The organism is Pokkaliibacter plantistimulans (assembly GCF_003194385.1).
In the GTDB taxonomy this organism is placed as follows: domain Bacteria; phylum Pseudomonadota; class Gammaproteobacteria; order Pseudomonadales; family Balneatricaceae; genus Pokkaliibacter; species Pokkaliibacter plantistimulans.
Genome location: NZ_LAPT01000044.1, coordinates 1 through 19604, shown reverse-complemented (window position 1 = coordinate 19604; position 19604 = coordinate 1). Strand labels below are relative to the sequence as shown.

The 19604-nt window shown below is 50.8% G+C and carries 18 protein-coding genes; 12 read left to right on the top strand and 6 right to left on the bottom strand.

What is annotated here, in order from left to right; genetic code table 11:
- Window positions 1-10: 10 nt before the first annotated feature.
- Complete coding sequence (gene mtgA / locus WH50_RS10435; RefSeq protein ID WP_110187246.1) at window positions 11-721, top strand: monofunctional biosynthetic peptidoglycan transglycosylase; 711 nt, start codon at window positions 11-13, stop codon at window positions 719-721.
- A 126-nt stretch (window positions 722-847) separates the two neighbouring features.
- On the opposite strand, the gene WH50_RS10430 is transcribed toward mtgA, so the two are convergent.
- The 3 genes from WH50_RS10430 to ubiG all read right to left on the bottom strand — a co-directional run bounded on the left by WH50_RS10430 (window position 848) and on the right by ubiG (window position 3222).
- On the bottom strand, window positions 848-1609 hold the full coding sequence (locus WH50_RS10430; RefSeq protein ID WP_110187245.1) for a YciK family oxidoreductase: 762 nt from the start codon (window positions 1607-1609) through the stop codon (window positions 848-850).
- A gap of 133 nt (window positions 1610-1742) precedes the next feature.
- On the bottom strand, window positions 1743-2429 hold the full coding sequence (locus tag WH50_RS10425; protein WP_207780255.1) for an HAD-IA family hydrolase: 687 nt from the start codon (window positions 2427-2429) through the stop codon (window positions 1743-1745).
- A gap of 43 nt (window positions 2430-2472) precedes the next feature.
- Window positions 2473-3222 (bottom strand): bifunctional 2-polyprenyl-6-hydroxyphenol methylase/3-demethylubiquinol 3-O-methyltransferase UbiG, encoded by a 750-nt coding sequence (ubiG, locus tag WH50_RS10420; protein ID WP_110187244.1) that lies wholly within the window; start codon window positions 3220-3222, stop codon window positions 2473-2475.
- Between the two features lie 314 nt (window positions 3223-3536).
- Between ubiG and gyrA the strand changes: the two genes are divergently transcribed.
- From gyrA to pyrF, 10 genes are all read left to right on the top strand, one after another.
- Complete coding sequence (gene gyrA / locus WH50_RS10415) at window positions 3537-6143, top strand: DNA gyrase subunit A (protein ID WP_110187243.1); 2607 nt, start codon at window positions 3537-3539, stop codon at window positions 6141-6143.
- A 178-nt stretch (window positions 6144-6321) separates the two neighbouring features.
- On the top strand, window positions 6322-7413 hold the full coding sequence (gene serC / locus WH50_RS10410) for a 3-phosphoserine/phosphohydroxythreonine transaminase (protein WP_110187242.1): 1092 nt from the start codon (window positions 6322-6324) through the stop codon (window positions 7411-7413).
- 81 nt (window positions 7414-7494) lie between these two features.
- Complete coding sequence (gene pheA / locus WH50_RS10405; RefSeq protein ID WP_110187241.1) at window positions 7495-8601, top strand: prephenate dehydratase; 1107 nt, start codon at window positions 7495-7497, stop codon at window positions 8599-8601.
- On the top strand, window positions 8601-10826 hold the full coding sequence (locus WH50_RS10400; RefSeq protein ID WP_110187240.1) for a prephenate dehydrogenase/arogenate dehydrogenase family protein: 2226 nt from the start codon (window positions 8601-8603) through the stop codon (window positions 10824-10826). Before pheA ends, WH50_RS10400 begins: the two co-directional genes overlap by 1 nt.
- Window positions 10827-10829: 3 nt before the next feature.
- Entirely contained in the window at window positions 10830-11519 is a 690-nt protein-coding gene (gene cmk, locus WH50_RS10395) for a (d)CMP kinase (protein ID WP_110187239.1), read from the top strand.
- A gap of 138 nt (window positions 11520-11657) precedes the next feature.
- Window positions 11658-13337, top strand: a complete 1680-nt coding sequence (gene rpsA / locus WH50_RS10390; protein WP_110187238.1) for a 30S ribosomal protein S1 — start codon at window positions 11658-11660, stop codon at window positions 13335-13337.
- Window positions 13338-13449: 112 nt separating this feature from the next.
- The gene (ihfB, locus tag WH50_RS10385) at window positions 13450-13842 is read left to right on the top strand and encodes an integration host factor subunit beta (RefSeq protein ID WP_341476832.1); all 393 of its coding nucleotides are present in this window, start codon (window positions 13450-13452) and stop codon (window positions 13840-13842) included.
- Window positions 13843-13997: 155 nt separating this feature from the next.
- A complete protein-coding gene (locus tag WH50_RS10380) occupies window positions 13998-14297 on the top strand; it encodes a lipopolysaccharide assembly protein LapA domain-containing protein (protein ID WP_110187237.1) in 300 nt (99 codons plus the stop codon).
- A 10-nt stretch (window positions 14298-14307) separates the two neighbouring features.
- The gene (gene lapB, locus WH50_RS10375; protein WP_110187236.1) at window positions 14308-15492 is read left to right on the top strand and encodes a lipopolysaccharide assembly protein LapB; all 1185 of its coding nucleotides are present in this window, start codon (window positions 14308-14310) and stop codon (window positions 15490-15492) included.
- A 48-nt stretch (window positions 15493-15540) separates the two neighbouring features.
- Window positions 15541-16251: an orotidine-5'-phosphate decarboxylase gene (pyrF, locus tag WH50_RS10370; RefSeq protein ID WP_243410069.1), complete on the top strand. Its 711-nt coding sequence runs from the start codon at window positions 15541-15543 to the stop codon at window positions 16249-16251.
- Between the two features lie 88 nt (window positions 16252-16339).
- Here the strand turns inward: pyrF and WH50_RS10365 are convergent, their stop codons facing one another.
- The 3 genes from WH50_RS10365 to WH50_RS10355 form a co-directional block, all read right to left on the bottom strand.
- Window positions 16340-17176, bottom strand: coding sequence for a putative RNA methyltransferase (locus WH50_RS10365; protein ID WP_110187234.1), 837 nt, complete (start codon window positions 17174-17176; stop codon window positions 16340-16342).
- Between the two features lie 89 nt (window positions 17177-17265).
- Complete coding sequence (locus tag WH50_RS10360; protein WP_165838383.1) at window positions 17266-18069, bottom strand: PA2778 family cysteine peptidase; 804 nt, start codon at window positions 18067-18069, stop codon at window positions 17266-17268.
- Window positions 18070-18248: 179 nt separating this feature from the next.
- Window positions 18249-18761: a PA2779 family protein gene (locus WH50_RS10355; RefSeq protein WP_165838382.1), complete on the bottom strand. Its 513-nt coding sequence runs from the start codon at window positions 18759-18761 to the stop codon at window positions 18249-18251.
- Between the two features lie 242 nt (window positions 18762-19003).
- Here WH50_RS10355 and WH50_RS10350 point away from each other — a divergent pair, with 242 nt between their 5' ends.
- Entirely contained in the window at window positions 19004-19300 is a 297-nt protein-coding gene (locus WH50_RS10350) for an HlyU family transcriptional regulator (RefSeq protein ID WP_104154046.1), read from the top strand.
- Window positions 19301-19604: the final 304 nt, after the last annotated feature.

The window sequence follows — 19604 nt, the reverse complement described above, 5'->3', positions numbered from 1 at the left end:
AAGGAATTCTGTGGGTAAACTCAACGTGTTTTCAGGTAAGTTTCGGCGCATTGCTGCTGTTGTTGTACTTACCGTTGTCGTCTCTCCGTTAGCTCTCATTATCCTCGGACGGTGGCTAGACCCGCCCGTCACGGCATTCATGGTTGAGCGCTATGTGCAGGCCTGGATGGAAGGGGACTGGCGTTATACGCAAGATCATGACTGGGTAGACTGGCGTAATATCAGCCGTAACATGCCATTAGCTGTTATGGCGTCGGAGGACCAGCGCTTCCCTGATCATCATGGTTTTGACTGGGTGCAAATGCAAAAAGCGGTCGAGGACTGGCAGGATGGAGACCGCTTGCGTGGTGCAAGTACGATCAGTCAGCAACTGGCCAAGAATCTGTTCCTCTGGGCAGGGCAGAACTGGCTGCGAAAAGGTCTGGAAGTCCCTTTGACGTTTGCTTTGGAAGCGTTCTGGTCTAAGCAGCGTATTCTCGAAGTTTATCTGAACGTTGTTGAGTTTGGAGATGGGGTGTATGGCGTAGAGGCAGCGTCGTTAAGCTATTTCCGCAAGCATGCTACACAGCTATCCATGTCAGAGGCCGCTAGACTGGCTGCAGTGCTGCCTAATCCCAAGCGGTTCATTGCAGACCGTCCATCCAGCTATGTCAGGCAGCGACAACGATGGATCGAGGGACAGATGAACAACCTTGGTTACGACTATTTGAAACGGCTTTGAAATTGAATAAAGCGTTTATGAAATTGAAAGCGGCTACGAAATTGATAGTTGGCTTATTGCCCGATACGCGACTGACTGAGCAGTCAGTCGCGTATCTCAGAGCTGCTTGGCTCGGTTGGTTAAGTGCTAGATTTTAGGGGGTTGGGCATCAAACGCCTGTCCGGTGGTGCCCTTGCTGTCTGCACCCATAAGATACAGATACGTAGGCATGATTTCTTCTGGCGTTCTTACTTCAGCCGGGTTCTCGGCAGGGTAGGCATAGGCTCGCATACTGGTGCGGGTAGCGCCTGGGTTGATGCTGTTTACTCTGATGCTGGAGGTGTTTTCCAGTTCATCTGCCAGGGTTTGCATCAGGCCTTCGGTCGCAAATTTGGACACGGCATATGCTCCCCAATACGCACGGCCTTTGCGTCCGACCGAGGAGGAGGTATAGACGATGGAGGCATCCGTCGACTTTTCCAGCAGTGGAAGCAGGGCCCGTGTCATGTAGAACTGGCTGTTCAGGTTGACCTGGATGACCTGAGCCCAGATGTCAGTGTCATACTGGCTGATGGGTGTCCGTAAACCCAGAATGGAGGCATTGAACAAGACACCGTCCAGTCTGCCAAATTCTTCTTCCAGCTTGCCTGCGATCATCTCGTAATCGTGAGGGGTGGCGCCTTCGAAATGAATAGGGATGATCGCTGGTTGTGGATGGCCTGCCTGTTCGATGTCGTCGTACACTTTTTCCAGCTTTGAGGTTGTTCTTCCCATCAGGACAACCGTTGCACCGTGCGCGGCGAAGCTGAGTGCCGCACTGCGGCCAATACCATCCCCCGCGCCGGTTACCACTATTACACGGCCTTTCAACAGGTCCTTTGGGGCTGAGTAGTCAAAGTAACAGTTCATATGATCTTCCTGTATCCGTCCTATGATCTGATGGCTATTCCTCAGGGGCGTATTAACGATCAGCAGAGGAAGAGTTGATGAGTACCGCTTCTTTCTACACTATTCATGCTTGCAGGCAATGACAGATGGTCAATCAAGTCCAGGGTTGATGCCTAAACCAGCTGGCCAGCTCGGGCCCTGTTGCAACCACCAGATCAGCGCCCCAGCTAGTGGCAGGGCTAGTCTCCTCCAGATAGCCGTATTCCACACCTATGGTAAACATACCGGCAGCTTTGCCAGATTCAATATCCCGAAGGTGGTCTCCCACATAGATTGCTGTGGATGGATCAATAGCCAGTGTTTCACAGGCCTTGTACAAGGGTTCGGGATGAGGTTTGCGGCGACTCACGTCATCAGGGCAAACCAGTACCGCACAGTCCTGAAGGTCTGGCTGACGAGCAAGTAAAGCTTCGCTGTAAAGCCGTGGCTTGTTGGTCACTATTCCCCAGGGAATACTGGCTGCACGTGCGAGACCCAGTACGTCCTCCAACCCATCAAACAGGCACGTGTAGACACTGACGTGTTGCAGATAAAGATCCAGCAGACGTGCACGCAGTCGACTGAAGTCTGCTGCATCGGGAGTGATGTCGAACGCACTGCATACCAATGCCTGTGATCCATTGGAGACCTGTGCTCTGACGAAGGCGTAGTCACGTTCATCGCGGCCTTCTTCAGCCAGCAACCGGTTGACCACGACATGGAAGTCAGGAGCCGTGTCCAGCAGCGTGCCGTCCAGATCAAACAGCAAGGCAGAAGGTTTGGCAATGGCGTCAGCAAGCATGATAAGTCCCGATTCAGGCGGTGTTGAGGAAGTGCTTCAGCTTTTAACAAAGGGGCTTTTGGCAGTGCATGATGTAATTGACGTCTACATCTCCGTCGACCAGACGATAGGTTTTGGTAACCGGGTTGTAGGTCATGCCTGTCATGTGTTTTGACTCCAGACCTGCCTGACGAACCCAGCGGCTTAACTCTGCTGGCTGGATAAACTTCTTGAAGTCATGGGTGCCTCTGGGTACCAGGTTCAGCACGTACTCTGCACCGGCAATAGCAAACAGCCAGGATTTGGGATTGCGATTGAGGGTCGAAAATACGACATGGCCACCCGGTTTGACCATCGTTGCACATGCTCTGATGACCGAGCCCGGATCGGGAACGTGTTCCAGCATCTCCAAACAGGTCACTACATCAAAATGTGCTGGGTATCTGGCTGCGAAATCTTCTGCAGTCGTTTGATGGTAGGTGACCGGCACTCCTGACTCCAGTGCGTGTAAACGAGCTGTATTAAGCGGAGCTTCGCCCATGTCGATGCCTGTCACCTGCGCGCCACGCACGGCCATGGATTCGCTGAGAATGCCACCGCCACAGCCGACATCCAGCACGACCTTGCCTGCGAGGCCAACCCGCTCGTCGATGTAATTGACGCGCAGAGGGTTAATGTCATGCAGGGGTTTGAACTCACTTTCCTTGTCCCACCAGCGGGAGGCGAGGGCTTCGAACTTGGCCACTTCTTCCTGGTCAACATTGCTGTGGTTGCTGCTGCCTGGCTGACCTGTGTGCGCGGAATCGTGTCGCATTGTCGTACCTGTTAGTGATTTAAGTGCTGCGCAGGTGACGTGGAAGTCGTTCTGCGACTGACCATGTCTGCGGCAAGATAATAGGGGCTAGGGATGTAGCAGTCATGATACTGGCTGTGACATTACTGTCAAAGACGGTCAGCCTCTAAGTGAAGACGAATCAATGGCTTGAGTGACTTTTGTGGTATACTCGCGCAATTTGCCGACGCCACCATTTCAGGTCCGATATCGACCGAGTAACTGTTGTTCTCTGAGTCGAGATAAAGGGCGGAAATGGTGATAGCAATCTTGTTTAAAAAGGAAAGCAGAAAACCATGGGTGAGCTGGCCAAAGAGATTGTGCACGTCAATATCGAAGACGAGCTGAAGCAGTCCTATCTGGACTATGCGATGAGCGTCATCGTTGGCCGTGCACTGCCAGATGTGAGGGACGGGCTCAAGCCTGTGCATCGGCGTGTACTGTTTGCCATGCACGAGTTGGGTAACGACTGGAACAAAGCCTACAAAAAGTCGGCCCGTGTGGTCGGTGACGTCATCGGTAAATATCACCCACATGGTGACAGTGCAGTCTATGACACCATCGTCCGTATGGCGCAGGACTTCTCACTACGATACATGCTGGTGGACGGTCAGGGTAACTTCGGCTCCATCGATGGCGACTCTGCGGCGGCGATGCGTTATACCGAAATCCGCATGGCGCGCATTGCCCATGAGCTGTTGGCGGACCTCGAAAAGGAAACCGTCGACTACATCCCCAACTACGACGGCACCGAGCAGATTCCGGTTGTGTTGCCCACCAAGGTGCCAAACCTGCTGGTTAATGGCTCATCGGGAATTGCTGTGGGTATGGCGACTAACATTCCGCCGCATAATCTGGGCGAAGTTGTCGATGGCTGTTTGGCACTGATTGATGACAGCCAGCTGGGTGTCGATCAGCTGATGGAGTATATCCCCGGTCCGGACTTCCCTACCGCGGGTATCATCAATGGTCGTGCTGGCATCATTGAAGCCTACCGCACTGGCCGTGGGCGTATTTATATGCGTGCCCGCTACCATGTTGAAGACATGGATCGTGGTGGCAAGCAGGCTATTGTCGTCACCGAAATTCCCTACCAGGTCAACAAGGCCCGCCTGATTGAAAAAATCGCCGATCTGGTGAAGGAGAAAAAAGTCGAAGGCATCACCGAGCTGCGTGATGAGTCGAACAAAGAAGGTATGCGTATTGTTATCGAACTGCGTCGTGGCGAAATGCCTGAAGTGGTGATGAATAATCTGTATGCCAACACCCAGATGCAAAGCGTCTTCGGTATCAATATCGTTGCCCTGGTGGATGGGCAGCCTCGCACTCTGAACCTGAAAGAACTGCTCGAAGCCTTTATCCGTCATCGTCGTGAAGTAGTGACCCGCCGTACATTGTATGAGCTGCGTAAAGCGCGTGAGCGGGGTCATATTCTGGAAGGTCTGGCTGTTGCATTGGCCAATATTGATCCCGTCATTGAGCTGATCCGTACGTCAGCCAACGCCAGTGAAGCGAAAGAGCGCCTGTTGGCCCGCTCCTGGGAGCCGGGCAATGTTCTGTCGATGCTGGAGCGAGCAGGTGAGGATGCATGCCGTCCTGATGATCTGCCCGCTGAGATGGGGCTGCGCGATGGTCACTACTATCTGTCGCCTGTACAGGCGCAGGCTATTCTGGACCTGCGTCTACACCGTTTGACAGGCCTTGAGCATGAGAAACTGCTCAATGAGTACGAAGAACTGATCGTCAATATCGCTGAACTGCTAAAAATTCTGGGCAGCGCTGAGCGTTTGATGGAAGTCATCCGGGAAGAGCTGGTTGCTGTTCGTGAGCAGTATGCCGACACTCGTCGAACTGAAATCCAGTCAAGCCAGCAAGATCTGACTATCGCAGACCTGATCACCGAAGAAGATCTGGTCGTCACCATTTCTCATACTGGCTATGCCAAGACCCAGCCTGTCTCTGACTATCAGGCACAGCGTCGTGGTGGGCGTGGTAAGGCTGCGACAGCGGTGAAAGATGAAGACTTCATCGAACACTTGCTGGTAGCCAACAGTCACTCGACCATCATGCTGTTTTCCGACAAGGGTAAGGTCTACTGGTTGCGCGTGTTCGAGATTCCGCAGGCAAGCCGCGGTGCACGCGGCCGCCCCATCGTTAACCTGCTGTCGCTGGATGCCGATGAGCGCATTACCACCATTCTGCCTGTTTCTGAGTACCTGGAAGACCACTATGTCTTCATGGCTACTCGTAATGGAACGGTGAAAAAGACACCTCTGGATCAGTTCGCGCGTCAGCGCTCCACTGGTCTGATAGCGCTGAGCCTTGATGAAGGTGACACCCTGATAGGTGCATCTATCACCAACGGTAAACAGGATGTGATGCTGTTCAACTCACATGGCAAGGCTATTCGCTTCAGCGAAGAAGATGTGCGCGCCATGGGACGAACTGCCACAGGTGTTCGTGGTATGCGTCTGCAGGACGACGCAGTGGTGATAAGTCTCGTGATCCCGGATGATCAGGCGTCTATTCTCACAGCCAGTGCGCGCGGTTATGGTAAACGTACTGAAGTTTCTGAGTTCCCTGTATACGGTCGCGGTGGTCAGGGTGTTATTGCCATACAGACTTCTGAGCGCAATGGTGAGCTGGTTGCTGCTATCCAGGTACTGCCAGGGGAAGAGGTCATGCTGATCAGTGATCGTGGTACGTTAGTGCGCACCCGAGTTGATGAAATCTCCTGCCTGGGACGTAATACTCAGGGGGTGACCTTGATTCGACTGGCTGAAGACGAAAAGCTGGTTGGGCTAGCGCCAATCAACGAGCCGGAGGCTATTGAAGACGCTGTGGAAGGTGATACGGCTACAGATGCTGCTGATACCGCAGACGGAGCTGGCGAAGAAGAGTAATACCACCAACAATGCGGCTAAGGCCGCATTGTTGCTTATTAGGTGTTTGTGATTTCCGGTTGACCTGACAGAACATCATGAACATCGCAGGATACTAACCGGGGGTGGGTACTGTGCATTCTCCTGCCCCTGGCCTTATGTGAAGACGAAGCAAGTAGATCTCGGGGATATCCATATCATGACGCGCGCGTATAACTTTTGCGCTGGACCGGCTGCATTGCCGGAAGAAGTATTGTTGCAGGCTCGTGAAGAAATGCTGGACTGGCATGGAAAGGGCCTGTCTGTCATGGAGATGAGTCATCGTAGTGACGAGTTTGTGGGTATCGCTCAGGAAGCAGAGTCGCTGCTTCGTGAACTGCTGTCGGTACCTCAGGACTATAAAGTGCTGTTTCTGCAAGGTGGGGCGAATTTACAGTTCAGTTCAGTGCCACTGAACCTGCTGGGCTCGCACTCTTCTGCTGACTATATTGATACCGGTATCTGGTCTAACAAGGCTGTGAAAGAAGCCGCCCGCTATGGCAAGATCGATGTGATTGCCAGCACGGCTGATCAGCACTACCACCGTGTTCCTCAGCAGCAGGAATTGAAGTTCAATAAAGATGCGGCCTATGTGCACTATTGCAGTAACGAAACCATCGGTGGATTGGAGTTTGACTACGTACCTGTGACGGAAAATGGCGTGCCGCTGGTCTGCGACATGTCCTCAACTATTCTGTCTCGCCCCATTGATGTTGCCCAATACGACATGATTTATGCCGGTGCCCAAAAAAATATTGGCCCTGCCGGTCTGTGCCTGGTAATCATCAAGGAATCGCTGCTGGATCGCGAGGTATCCAGTATCCCGACCATGATGAGCTATCGCGTCGCAGCGGAAAATGACTCCATGTATAACACGCCTCCGACCTTCGCCTGGTACCTGTCTGGACTGGTGTTCCAATGGTTGAAGCGTCAGGGAGGTGTTGCAGCCATAGGCGAAGTTAACGCGCGTAAGGCAAGCAAGTTGTACGCGGCCATCGACGAAAGCCGACTGTATGCAAACCCCATTGCCGTTGCTAACAGGTCCTGGATGAATGTGCCTTTCACTCTGGCTGATACTGGTCTGGAGAAGGCGTTCCTCAAAGAGGCCGATGCAGCCGGCCTGCTCAATCTCAAGGGGCACCGCTCAGTAGGCGGCATGCGTGCAAGTATCTACAACGCAGTACCCGAAGCGGCTGTCGATGCGCTGATCGACTTTATGCATGCCTTTGAGAAAAAGTATTATCCAGCCTGATGCTATACAGGGAGGCGGATGCCTCCCTCCTTCCAGGATAATGTCTCGATAATTCCACGTATTCTGTAACGGGAGAGAACCATGGCCACTGAGCAAGAGCAGCTGGCAAAGTTGCGTGATGAGATTGATGAGATCGATCGCCATATTCACGAGCTGATCAATCAGCGTGCCCAGTGTGCTCAGCGAGTAGCTGAGGTAAAAATGGCCCATCGTACTGATGTGACCGAAGAGCCTGTGTTTTATCGTCCTGAACGTGAGGCGCAGGTTTTGCGCAAAGTCATGGAGCGCAACAAGGGTCCGCTTGATAGTGAAGAAGTTGCCCGTCTGTTCAGGGAGATCATGTCTGCATGCCTGGCGCTGGAAAGACCTACGCGAGTCGCTTTCCTCGGCCCTGAAGGGACGTTTACCCAGCAGGCTGCATTGAAGCATTTTGGGCACTCAGCGGTGTGTGTACCGATGCCTACCATTGATGATGTTTTTCGTGAAGTGGAAGCCAAGGCCGTCAAGTACGGTGTAGTGCCTATTGAAAACTCCACAGAAGGCGTCGTGCATCATACCCTGGATAACTTCCGCAGCTCTGAGCTAAAGATCAGCGGAGAAGTGGAGCTGCGTATTCATCAGCATTTGCTGGTGAAGCCAGATACCGAGCCGTCGCGCATTACGCGGATCTACTCACACCAACAATCCTTGGCTCAGTGCCGCCTGTGGCTGGATTCACGTTTTCCCAATGTTGAGCGTATTGCCGTCAGTTCCAATGCAGAAGCAGCACGCAGAGCAGCTGCCGAAGGTGAGCATGTTGCTGCCATCGCAGGTGAAATGGCGGCCAAGCTCTATGGTCTGGAGCATGCCTTCAACAATATCGAAGATCATCCAGACAACAGTACGCGTTTCCTGATCATCGGCCATGAATCTGTTGGCAGTAGTCAGCGTGACAAGACCTCTATTCTGGTGAATGCACGTAACCAGCCAGGTGCGTTGTATCACATTCTTGAGCCGTTCCATCGTGCTGGTGTGGACTTAACTCGTATCGAAACTCGTCCTGCCAATGCGGGTGCCTGGGGTTACGTATTCTATATTGACCTTGCAGGCCATCAGGATGAAGAGCCTGTAAATCAGGCTTTGAGTGAAGTGTCGAGTAAGGTTGTTGAGCTCAAGGTGCTTGGCTCTTACCCGCAGGCAGTACTGTGATGATTGATGGTTTTAAATCGGATCGAATTCTGATTGTTGGTCTCGGGCTGATCGGTGGCTCATTGGCATTGGCACTGCGTAAAGCCGGCTTTGCCCGCGAGTTGATCGGATTCGATTTAAAAGGTGAGAACTGCGAGCTGGCTTTGGCGCTGGATGCTGTTGATCGAGTGGAAACCGATCTCGGGTTGGCCGTTGCCGAAGCCGATATTGTGGTTTTATCTGTGCCAGTTAAGGCAATGGAGGGGGTGCTCGCACGAATTGCTCCGTACTTGCGCACCAATACCCTACTGACTGATGTGGGTTCGACGAAAGGCAATGTCGTTGCGGCTTCTCGCCGAATATTTAATCCCATGCTGTCTGGCTGGGTGCCTGGGCATCCTATTGCAGGTGCTGAAAACAGTGGTATGGCCGCTGCCAGGCAAGAACTGTTTGCGAGACATAAAATAATCCTAACCCCGTTGCCTGAGTCCTCTGCGGCAGCCGTCGATATTATTTCTTCTATGTGGCGCGCTACAGGTGCTGAGGTACTGACAATGGATGTCAATCATCATGACGAGGTGCTGGCAGCCACCAGCCATCTACCTCATTTGTTGGCGTTTTCTTTAGTCGATACCCTGGCCCAGGATCATGAGAACCGGGATATTTTTCGATATGCTGCTGGCGGTTTTCGCGACTTTACTCGCATCGCAGCCAGTGATCCGACAATGTGGCATGACGTCTTTCTGGCCAACCGGGATGCTGTGCTGGAGGTACTGGATCGATTTACCGACGGACTAAGTCAGTTGCGTACGGCGGTAGACCAGGGTGATGGTGTAACGATGTTGGGTGTGTTTACGCGGGCTAAGGCAGCGCGAGAACATTTCTCTCGTATTCTGGCTGGCACTGCCTATGCTAGCCCTGCGCATAAACTGTCAAAAAAGGCGTTTAAAATAGGCGCCAAATCCCGCTGTGTCGGCCGTGCCAGTTTGCCGGGAGATAAGTCAATATCACATCGTGCATTAATCCTGGGTGCATTATCTGAAGGTCAGACGGTGGTATCGGGTATGCACGAGGATGAGGATACCCTGGCGACTCTGCAGGCATTTCGTGACATGGGGGTGGTCATCGAAGGGCCAGCAGAAGGGCTGGTGACCATTCATGGTGTTGGTTTGCAGGGGTTGCGTCAGGCGCCTGGAGCGTTATATCTCGGACGATCCTCAACATCTCTGCGCCTGCTGACGGGTCTGCTGGCTGCGCAGTCGTTTCCTTCAGAGCTGACAGGCAATGAAGTGCTTGAGGGGTGTGATCTGAGCACCATCATTCAGCCTTTGCAGCAGATGGGCGCGAGGATTGATGCGGTAAGAGAGTCCTTTCTTCCTGTCAGAATCTCAGGGATAGATGGGCTGAAGGCTATTACACACCAGATTGAAACTCCCAGTGCGCAAGTTAAGTCAGCACTGCTGTTAGCATCCATGTATGCAGAAGGTGAAACTAGACTGACCGAGCGTGTGAGAACGCGTGATCACACAGAACGAATGATGGCGGCTTTCGGGTGGCCGATTCGAGCGGATGATAACGTGGTTTGTTCTTCTGGCAAGGGGCAACTGTTGCCTGTAAGTGTGATTATCCCCGGTGATATATCGCTTGCGGCCTATTTTATGGTGGCAGCGTTGATTACGCGAGATAGTGACCTTCGACTGGAGAGGGTGGGGGCTAACCCTTCTCGTACTAGTCTCCTTGACCTGTTGATTGGTATGGGAGGATTGATTGAGCAAAGTGCTAAGCAAGAGTCGAATGACGAGCCAGATGCGTGCTTGCATATTCGCTACTCAAGGCTCAAACCATGTCGTGTTGACTTGTCAAAGATACACTGTTCCGTTGAAGAGCTGGCAGTATTATTGATTGCACTGAGCTTTGCAGAGGGGGAGTCTGTCCTTTTGGACTGGAACCGGGTTGCTCAATTGGATGCCTTGAAGATCACTGTCAATGGTTTGCAAAAACTTGGTATTCAAATTGAGTCGCAAGGTGACTGTTTGCTGATCAAGGGCGTTGGCTCTGAGGTTTTATTGGCTGGACATGAGCTTGATGGCAAAGGTAATTCTGTTGCATCTATGGCGCTTGCAGTGGCGGCACTGCGAACAGGTAATTCGGTAATTATCCAGGATTGTTTGGGAGACATTCCTTACTTCCCTGAGTTTGTTAGCATTGCCCAGTCATTGGGTTTTGAACTTCAATCAATTGGATAAGTCATGGCATTGAAATCCGTACCCGTTGTTACCGTTGATGGTCCAAGCGGTTCAGGGAAGGGAACCATTTGCAAGTTGCTTGCAACAAGGCTGGGATGGCACTTGTTGGATAGCGGTGCATTGTATCGTTTAGTGGCTTTGGCCAGTATGCGTCACCAGATTGCTGTTGATGATGAGGATTCCTTGACTGTACTGAGTGCTCATCTTGATGTGCAGTTTAAGACTGCAGCTGAGACTGATGGAGTCCATGTCGTACTTGAGGGCGAAGATGTAACCAGTACCATTCGTCAGGAAGAAGTAGGCAAACTGGCATCCAAAGTCGCGACCTACCCTGGCGTTCGCCAGGCCCTGTTGGAAAGACAGCGTATCTTCGCTGCTCTGCCTGGATTGATTGCGGATGGGCGTGACATGGGTACCGTCGTATTTCCCGATGCACCGCTTAAAATATACTTGGTAGCCAGTGCTGAAGAGCGTGCTCGCCGCCGGTTCCTCCAGTTGCAAAAGCGTGGGGCCGATGCTAGTTTTGCTAAGATTTTGCAAGATATTCAGGCGCGTGATGCCCAGGATATGAATCGCAGTGTGGCACCACTCAAGCCAGCCGCTGATGCAGTAACGATCGATTCAAGTGAGCTGGATATAGACGCCGTAATGTATGAGGTAGAGCAACTCTTACGCGAGCGTGAGTTGGTGTGAGGTTTATGTTCAATCCCATGGTGGGGTGCGCTGCATGACCCAGTTAGTCATGTTGTGCAGGAAGACTCAACTGACCCGTATGGACTGGTATACGGCAAACTGATATGCACTGCATATCCCCAGGTCACAGGAAAGAAGATGAGCGAGAGTTTTGCTGAGCTGTTTGAAGAAAGCCTGAAGGAAATGGACCTTCAGGTTGGTGCCATTATAGAGGGAACAGTTGTTGCCATTGATAAAGAATGGGTGACTGTTAACGCAGGGCTGAAATCGGAAGGGGTTATCCCGCTCAATCAGTTTCTGAATGAGAACGGCGAACACTCCCTGCAGGTCGGCGCGGTGGTTAAAGTCGCTGTCGAAGCTCTTGAAGATGGTTATGGTGCTACTCGTCTGTCGCGCGAAAAAGCGAAGCGTGCTGAGGCCTGGGTTGAGCTAGAGAAAGCTTTTGCAGATAACGCTGTTATTAAAGGCGTTATTTCTGGCCGTGTGAAAGGCGGTTTTACCGTTGAAATCGACACTGTTCGTGCGTTTCTTCCGGGCTCACTGATTGATGTTCGTCCGTTGCGGGATACGACTCATCTTGAAGGTAAAGAGCTTGAGTTCAAGCTGATCAAACTGGACCAGAAGCGAAACAACGTTGTTGTTAGTCGCCGTGCAGTCCTTGAGGCTGAGAATAGTGCAGAGCGTGAAACTCTTCTTGCAAATCTTCAGGAAGGGCAGGAGCTGAAGGGTATTGTTAAAAACCTTACTGACTACGGCGCATTCGTTGACCTGGGTGGTGTAGATGGCTTGTTGCACATTACCGACATGGCGTGGAAACGCATTCGTCATCCTAGTGAAATGCTGAATGTCGGTGACGAAATCAGAGTCGTTGTATTGAAGTTTGATCGTGATCGTCAGCGTGTTTCTCTGGGCATCAAGCAACTGGGTGAAGATCCTTGGGTTAACATCAAAATACGTTTCCCTGAAAACAGTATCACCAAGGCGCGTGTCACCAATCTGACAGATTATGGCTGCTTTGCAGAGATTGAAGATGGTATTGAAGGCTTGGTTCACGTGTCTGAAATGGACTGGACCAACAAGAACATTCATCCGTCCAAGGTTGTTCAGGTGGGTGATGAAGTCGATGTAATGATCCTGGATATTGATGAAGAGCGTCGTCGTATTTCCTTGGGTATGAAGCAATGTGTTGCGAATCCATGGGAGGCATTCTCCTCTAAATTCAACAAGGGCGATCGCATCAGCGGCAAGATCAAGTCAATCACTGACTTTGGTATCTTCGTTGGTCTGGATGGTGGCATCGACGGTTTGGTTCATCTCTCTGATATTTCGTGGAATGAGCCTAGTGAAGAGGCCGTTAAACAGTTCAAGAAAGGTGATGAGATCGAAACTGTCGTACTGGCGGTTGATCCTGAGCGTGAGCGTATCTCTCTGGGCATTAAGCAACTGGATGAAGATCCTTTCCAGAGCTTCGTGGCTAGCAATGATAAAGGTGCCGTCGTTAGCGCCAAAGTAACTGCACTGGATGCCAAGGGGGCGACAGTGGAGTTGATCGAGGGCGTCGAGGGGCAAATCAAAGCCAGTGAATTAAGCCGTGACAGTGTTGACGATCCCCGCCAGGTTCTGAATGTTGGAGATGTGGTTGAGGCTCGCATTCAGAATATTGATCGCAAAAATCGCGTCATTATGCTGTCCGTAAAAGCGAAAGATGTTGCTGAGGAAAAGGCTGCGATGCAGCAGATGCGTCAGGCGCAATCTGAAGCATCAGGTCCAACCACTATCGGCGATCTGATCAAAGAGCAGCTCAAAGGCAAGCAATAGATCCTGCATCTAACTTGTTGATAAAAAAGAGTGAGTGATTGATTTTGCTCACTCTTTTTTTTTATATAAAAACAGTGTAGTTTGTTTTTTGATCAATGCTGATGCTGGCGCCATGCTAGATAGCGGACCTTCAGTAATGGCAGACCTCAGCAGCTTCCCATCCCGAAATGGGATAAGGTCTGAAACAGCTAAGCGGTTGCACGCTTTGCAAAAGGAGAGTGTCATGACTAAGTCTGAATTGATTGAGCGTCTGGTAGCCAGGCATCCGGATATGCCCATTAAAGATGTCGAAGCAGCTGTAAAAACCATTCTTGACCATATGTCAGAAGCGCTGGCTCGTGGTGATCGAATTGAAATCCGTGGTTTTGGTAGTTTTTCTCTTCACTTCCGTGCTCCACGTGTCGGGCGTAATCCCAAAACCGGCGAGTCTGTACCTTTAGGGCCCAAGTTTGTTCCCCATTTCAAGCCTGGCAAAGAGCTGAGAGATCAGGTCAACGTTGATTGACTAATATCCAATCCGGATTTCTGTGATTGATCTAAGTTAGTGCTCTCCAGCTTCTCTAGAAGGGATGAGCGCCACTTGAGCATAATGTCTATTGGCCCTGTGGTTTAAAGACTCTACAATGTCCAACCGCATTGAATTATTGACAGGGGGACGTTGTGAGATTGCTAAAAGGGTTGTTGCTCGGAGTTCTGACTCTTGTTTTGCTGCTTATCGGCATTATGTTTGCTATCCATAATACGCAGCCAGTGGCTTTAAACTTTGTATTTTTCTCCCTTCCTGAATTTAGTGTGTCTTTCTGGCTTATTCTCAGCTTCTTCTTCGGTGGTGTAATTGGCGTAGCGTTAAGTGTGGTCATGCTGTTGCAGATGAAGGCACGTGCATTGCAACTTAAGCGCAAGCTCAACCAATTAGATTCAGAGTTAACGAAATTGCGCCAGGCAAGCACCAGTGTCTAATGCCTATTAAATGTCTGACTTGTTCTTGCTATTGCTATTAGTAGTTGCAGTAGGCATTGGCTGGCTACTGGGGTTTCAGGCAAGGCGAGAGAGACGTCTGTCTCATCTCGCTGCAAAATTACGTCGAGAATACTTCCTCGGTCTCAATCATCTATTAAGTGAGCATTCTGACGAGGCTGTTGAAACTTTTCTACGGGCGTTAGAGATCGATAGTGATGCAGTAGACACGCATTTGGCTCTTGCTGAACTTTTCCGCCGCAAGGGAGATGTGGGTCGGGCGGTCAAAGTCCATCAAGGCCTTCTGAATAGAAATGATCTTAGCGCTGCCCAAGTGCATCTGGTACAGACAGGGTTAGCTAAAGACTATCTCTCCAGTGGGCTGTTAGATCGTGCGGAGACCTTGTTAAGGGACATCCTATCCAAGAGCAGTGCTCAGCAGCGGATAGATGCCTTGGTATTGCTGATGGAGGTCTATCAGCAGGAGCGTGACTGGCAAAATGCGCTGTATGTTGGACAGCAGCGACTCTACTTGCAGCCAGAGAATCCCAGATTGCGTAGTCATTTATCACACTATGCCTGTGAACTGGCAGAGCAAGCGCTTAGCGGTGGTCAGCGTCAAATGGCTTATGACTATCTGAAACAGTCACTGAGTTTTGATGCAGGCTGTGGGCGCGCCCTGTTGAAACTGACAACGCTTGCTATTGAGGACAGTCAATGGCGCCCTGCGTTGAGGTATCTGAAGCGCTTTCAGAAGAGTAATCCAGATATGCTCAGTGAAGGCTTGGCTTCTATCGTTGAAGTATACCGGGCGCTTGAGCGACCGAAAGCGCTGGTAAAAGTGTTAGTACATTGGCATTCGACAAATCCTTCGGCAACTCTATTAATTGCTATTGCACGATATATAAAAGCAGAGGAAGGGTACGAGCAAGCACATGCATTTATGATCGAGCAACTGAATAAAAGAATGACCCTAAGAGGGATACGTTACCTGACGGAGCTTGAGCTCGAGCAGAACAGTGCGTTACAGCCCCAAAGTACAAGGTTGGTTGCTAATGCTTTGCAGATGGTATTGGATACCAAGGCATGCTACCAGTGTGGTCATTGTGGGTTTCATGGCCGTCAGATGTATTGGCAATGCCCTCGTTGTAAGGAGTGGGGAGCGATTAAACCCATTCGAGGAATTGAAGGTGACTAGATCAGTGTGAAGCGCACTGTGCCTGCCCTTGAAGAGTTGTGTTAGTAGATGAGTATTAGCTATATGAATTCAAAACCTATCATTGTTGCACTTGACTATGCCGATCAATCTTTGGCACTGGATATGGCCAAACGTTTGGATCCTCAACAATGTAGGGTAAAGATAGGCAAGGAGCTATTTACTCTTGCTGGGCCTGCGATTCTGGAAAAGTTGCATGAGCTGGGGTTTGAGGTATTCCTGGACCTCAAGTTCCACGATATTCCGAATACCACTGCGATGGCTGTCAAAGCTGCTGCACAACAAGGGGTTTGGATGGTCAACGTTCATGCCAGTGGTGGGCGTAGGATGATGGAAGCAACCCGCGAGGTGCTGGAAACGGTAGCAGGTCCAAAACCGTTATTGATCGCGGTGACTGTACTGACCAGTATGGAGTCTGCAGACTTGAGAGAGATCGGTATTGATCTTGATCCGCAGCAACAGGTATTACGATTGGCATCGCTGGCAGCTGCTAGTGGCATGGACGGGGTTGTGTGTTCTGCTCAGGAAGTGTCTGTGCTCAGAGCTCAGATCAATCGCGAGTTTAAACTTGTGACTCCTGGTATCCGTCCAGCTGGTAGTGATCAAGGAGATCAGCGTCGAATCATGACGCCAGCTGAGGCTATATCAGCCGGTAGTGACTATCTTGTGATAGGGCGCCCTATTACAAGGGCAGCTGACCCGATTTCTGTCCTGAAAGACATTAATCTTAGTCTTGGTTGATGCCAGCCTCGCTTTATAGTGTCGTACCTCCTGAGAGCGGGATGAATGAGTCCGGCTCTCAGGGAAGCGCCTAATAGCTCTTGCGTGCTTAGTGCATTTTGCTCAGCAATCTGAACTGAACGTCAATCTGAACATTCAAACTTTCAAGATTTGCAGCCTTTTCTTTACCTTCATGGCTCGCACGATAGAGGTGGGGTGTCATCAGGAGCAAGTCGCTAAGCTGCTGCTTGTTCAGTGTCAGATCCTTTATCTGTAATCTGTGTTCAAGCAGAGTAAAACCAGAATGGTCAAAGGGGCTAAGCTCACTTTTCCTTACCTCGGGGTAAATTACTTCCCTTAGTTCCAATAGATGCTCTGGACCTGCATCAACCAGCAAAATATGGCCATTTGGTTTTAGCAAGTGATTAAACCATTCCAGCTTGTGATAGCCAAAAGCGCAGACAATTAAATCGAATGTATGAGGTTGGAAGGGGATCGCAGCATTACTGGCCACCAGCCAGCTAATTTGTTTGTTTCTTCGACAGGCCGCTTGTACTGCCCATTTGGAAATATCCAAGCCATACGCCTTAAGAGATGTCTGTCCATTACTGACTGTCTTTGCAAGGCGATCGAGATAGAACCCTTCCCCACAACCCGCATCCAGAACTGTCAGGTTGTTGTAGGCGCCACAGACAGATTGCACCAGGGTGTTTAGCTGGTCACTAATTCCGTTGTAGATGCCGCTATCAAGAAAGCGCTGCCTGGCTTCCACCATATTCTTGCTGTCACCAGGATCTCTGGAGTGTTTCTTGTGCACGGGAAGCAAGTTCGCATAGCCCTGCCGGGCAATATCAAAACTGTGGTTGGAGGGGCAGCATAAGCGCTGCCCATCGAGATGCAGTGACTGGCCATCAATTGGGCAGATCAAAGGTGAGGCATCAAGCATTGTAACTAATTCCGGGACTGGCCATTTTTTGGTGCTATCGAAGGCCGTGCCAGTGTAGCAGACCTGGGGGAGTGTCGCAGGATGTATGCCTATGACACCTCGGATAAGGTTGCGGCGAAGTTTTGATTATTCGGCTCAAGACGAATCGCTTTCTTGGCTGCTTGCTTTGCTTCTTTTTTGCGATTCAGGGCTTTGAGTACAACGGCAAGATTGTTGTAGAGCACTCCAGAGGCAGGGTGATGCTTGAGCGCATTACGCAGTACACGCTCTGACGCGACATATTTTTTCTGCAAATAGAGTGCAACGCTCAATCCTATAGAGGATTGCAGATTGTCAGGCCATTGCTTTAACACGCTTGCATAAGCCTTTTGCAACTGTGGTGGGGAGAAACTCTGTTCGCTTTGCGCAATGGAGTCTGCTAGCTGATCCGGGTTTTGATTGGCAGGTAGTAATCCTGGTTTGAGTGGAACGAATCCCCAGTAGCCAGTGCGAGCCCAGGTTCTCTCAAAAGTACCAATGTTGGTTCGATGCCACTCATCTTCTGCAGAGTGCAGAATCAGCTCCTTGGAAGCGGCGTCATAACCGACGACAACAGCATAATGCCATTGCGGATACCAGGGCAGTGCCAGGTTCTGAAATACCAGTACTGAGTGATGTGCTTGCAGCTCTTTAATCAGCCCTGCAATTGTCCCTTCTACCTTGAAGGGTATAAAGCCCTGCCGTCGGCTAGCTCCGAGCATTTCCACCTGAATACTACCTTTCCGGTCAGGCAGATATACCTCGCTCACCAGTTGGTCAGGGCTGGTCGAAGCCCCGGCTGCATTCAGTGCCATGGCTAGGGCAGCAGGGCCACATTGATATTCTTTCTGTGCGTAGAAAGGAACATCTTTCAACAGGATGCTCTTTTGGGATGCGGGTTGCGCAAGAAAACTGGATGTCTGTGGGGGTGTGATAGCGCAGGCTGAGAGCAGCGCTGCGCACAAGCACACCAACATCAATCGCACCGGAACGGTGATATTGTATTGGCGCTTGGAACTGTCTAGTTGGGATGACATTACTGTCAAAATCCAATCTATTTTTTCACGAAGGTGAATACGTCGGTCAGACCGAGAATATCGGTGGCAAGCAGTACCAGGAAAATAAATACTGCAGCGGCTACGATCCCTTGCCCAGCAGGCTGTTGGTCCATTCTATCCGCCACCAGCCTTGCCTCCTCATCGCTCAGGCTAGCGACACGCTGTTCGACATCGGCTGGATTGGCCCCTTGTTTGATCAGTTGCTGACGCACATCCTGACGCGCGAGCAGTGACTCCAGGCGAGCTTTAGGATTCGCTTGCTGTTCAGAATACATCTGACCGGGGCTTACCATCCCGGCATGCGCTAATGTTGGCGCAATAAAGCCACCACTGACAAAACTGGCGAGAACCAATGCGGTAATCTGCTTTTTCATTCCAGTGTTCATGTTGTCTCCCTCTACTGCTTGGATTATCACACTTTTACCGACCGCAGCGCGTATTATGCCGTACCTCTCGATGAGGGCAACATAGGTAAACCACCGGCTTAACTCGAAGAACTGTTTTTTCACGGGATGCGAGGGCAATCATGCACGTTGTTCGAAGTGAAAAGTCATCTATGCGAGCGAAGATCATTAGCGATTGGTCGCGGCGGGAGCTTGTGCCGGGATAAATCATCCAGGCAGGCATATTCTTGGCGATCAAGTGGCTGATTTACATAAGTCATTGCTGAAAATGTGCGTTTTGCTTGATCAGACAGTAATTGTGCTAGAGTGCACGCTGATGTGTTTTTGTCGCTAGGTGGAGAGCTGTAATGGGATTGTTTTCGCTAATTGGTAAATTATTTCAAGGCGGTGGCAGTGCGGAAGCTGAGCAGGAAAGCACAGCTGATGCAGTGGAATACAAAGGGTTTCAAATTATCCCTCAGCCCCGCAAGATCGGTGGCCAATATGGTGTGGGCGCGCTGATTTGTAAGGAAGTCGATGGTGAGTCCAGACAATATCAGCTGTTGCGCTCAGATCAGATGAGCAGTCGCGATGACTGCATCGAATTGAGCATAAGCAAAGCAAAACGGACCATCGACGAGCAGGGCGAGCGCGTATTTAGCTGATGATCGATGCCCGCTGCTGGGGCGCTACCAGCAGCAGTGCTTCATCTGGAATTATCTTAACAGGTCGTTGAAAATCTATCTGCGTTGCCGAATACCGCGTCAAAAACAGGCTCAAAATGCTCATTTAGTTCACTAAACTCCGCTTTTTCGCCTGTTTTTTCCTTGTCTCGGCTGCCTCGATAACGTTTTTCAACAGCCTGCTAATGGATAGTCTCAACCTGCGGTGCACTTTCTCTGTTGTTCTCCTGCTGAGCCTGCCACAGCCCCGCATAGCGTCCTTTGCGAGAAAGCAGCTCGTTATGTG

Bases quoted from the DNA above. Each gene is read 5' to 3' on its own strand.
- WH50_RS10365 (WP_110187234.1), bottom strand. From the start codon at position 17,176: ATGCTTGATGCCTCACCTTTGATCTGCCCAATTGATGGCCAGTCACTG.
- cmk (WP_110187239.1), top strand. From the start codon at position 10,830: ATGGCATTGAAATCCGTACCCGTTGTTACCGTTGATGGTCCAAGCGGT.
- WH50_RS10350 (WP_104154046.1), top strand. From the start codon at position 19,004: ATGGGATTGTTTTCGCTAATTGGTAAATTATTTCAAGGCGGTGGCAGT.
- serC (WP_110187242.1), top strand. From the start codon at position 6,322: ATGACGCGCGCGTATAACTTTTGCGCTGGACCGGCTGCATTGCCGGAA.
- pyrF (WP_243410069.1), top strand. From the start codon at position 15,541: ATGAGTATTAGCTATATGAATTCAAAACCTATCATTGTTGCACTTGAC.
- rpsA (WP_110187238.1), top strand. From the start codon at position 11,658: ATGAGCGAGAGTTTTGCTGAGCTGTTTGAAGAAAGCCTGAAGGAAATG.
- lapB (WP_110187236.1), top strand. From the start codon at position 14,308: ATGTCTGACTTGTTCTTGCTATTGCTATTAGTAGTTGCAGTAGGCATT.
- ihfB (WP_341476832.1), top strand. From the start codon at position 13,450: ATGCTAGATAGCGGACCTTCAGTAATGGCAGACCTCAGCAGCTTCCCA.
- WH50_RS10430 (WP_110187245.1), bottom strand. From the start codon at position 1,609: ATGAACTGTTACTTTGACTACTCAGCCCCAAAGGACCTGTTGAAAGGC.
- gyrA (WP_110187243.1), top strand. From the start codon at position 3,537: ATGGGTGAGCTGGCCAAAGAGATTGTGCACGTCAATATCGAAGACGAG.
- ubiG (WP_110187244.1), bottom strand. From the start codon at position 3,222: ATGCGACACGATTCCGCGCACACAGGTCAGCCAGGCAGCAGCAACCAC.
- pheA (WP_110187241.1), top strand. From the start codon at position 7,495: ATGGCCACTGAGCAAGAGCAGCTGGCAAAGTTGCGTGATGAGATTGAT.
- WH50_RS10400 (WP_110187240.1), top strand. From the start codon at position 8,601: ATGATTGATGGTTTTAAATCGGATCGAATTCTGATTGTTGGTCTCGGG.
- WH50_RS10425 (WP_207780255.1), bottom strand. From the start codon at position 2,429: ATGCTTGCTGACGCCATTGCCAAACCTTCTGCCTTGCTGTTTGATCTG.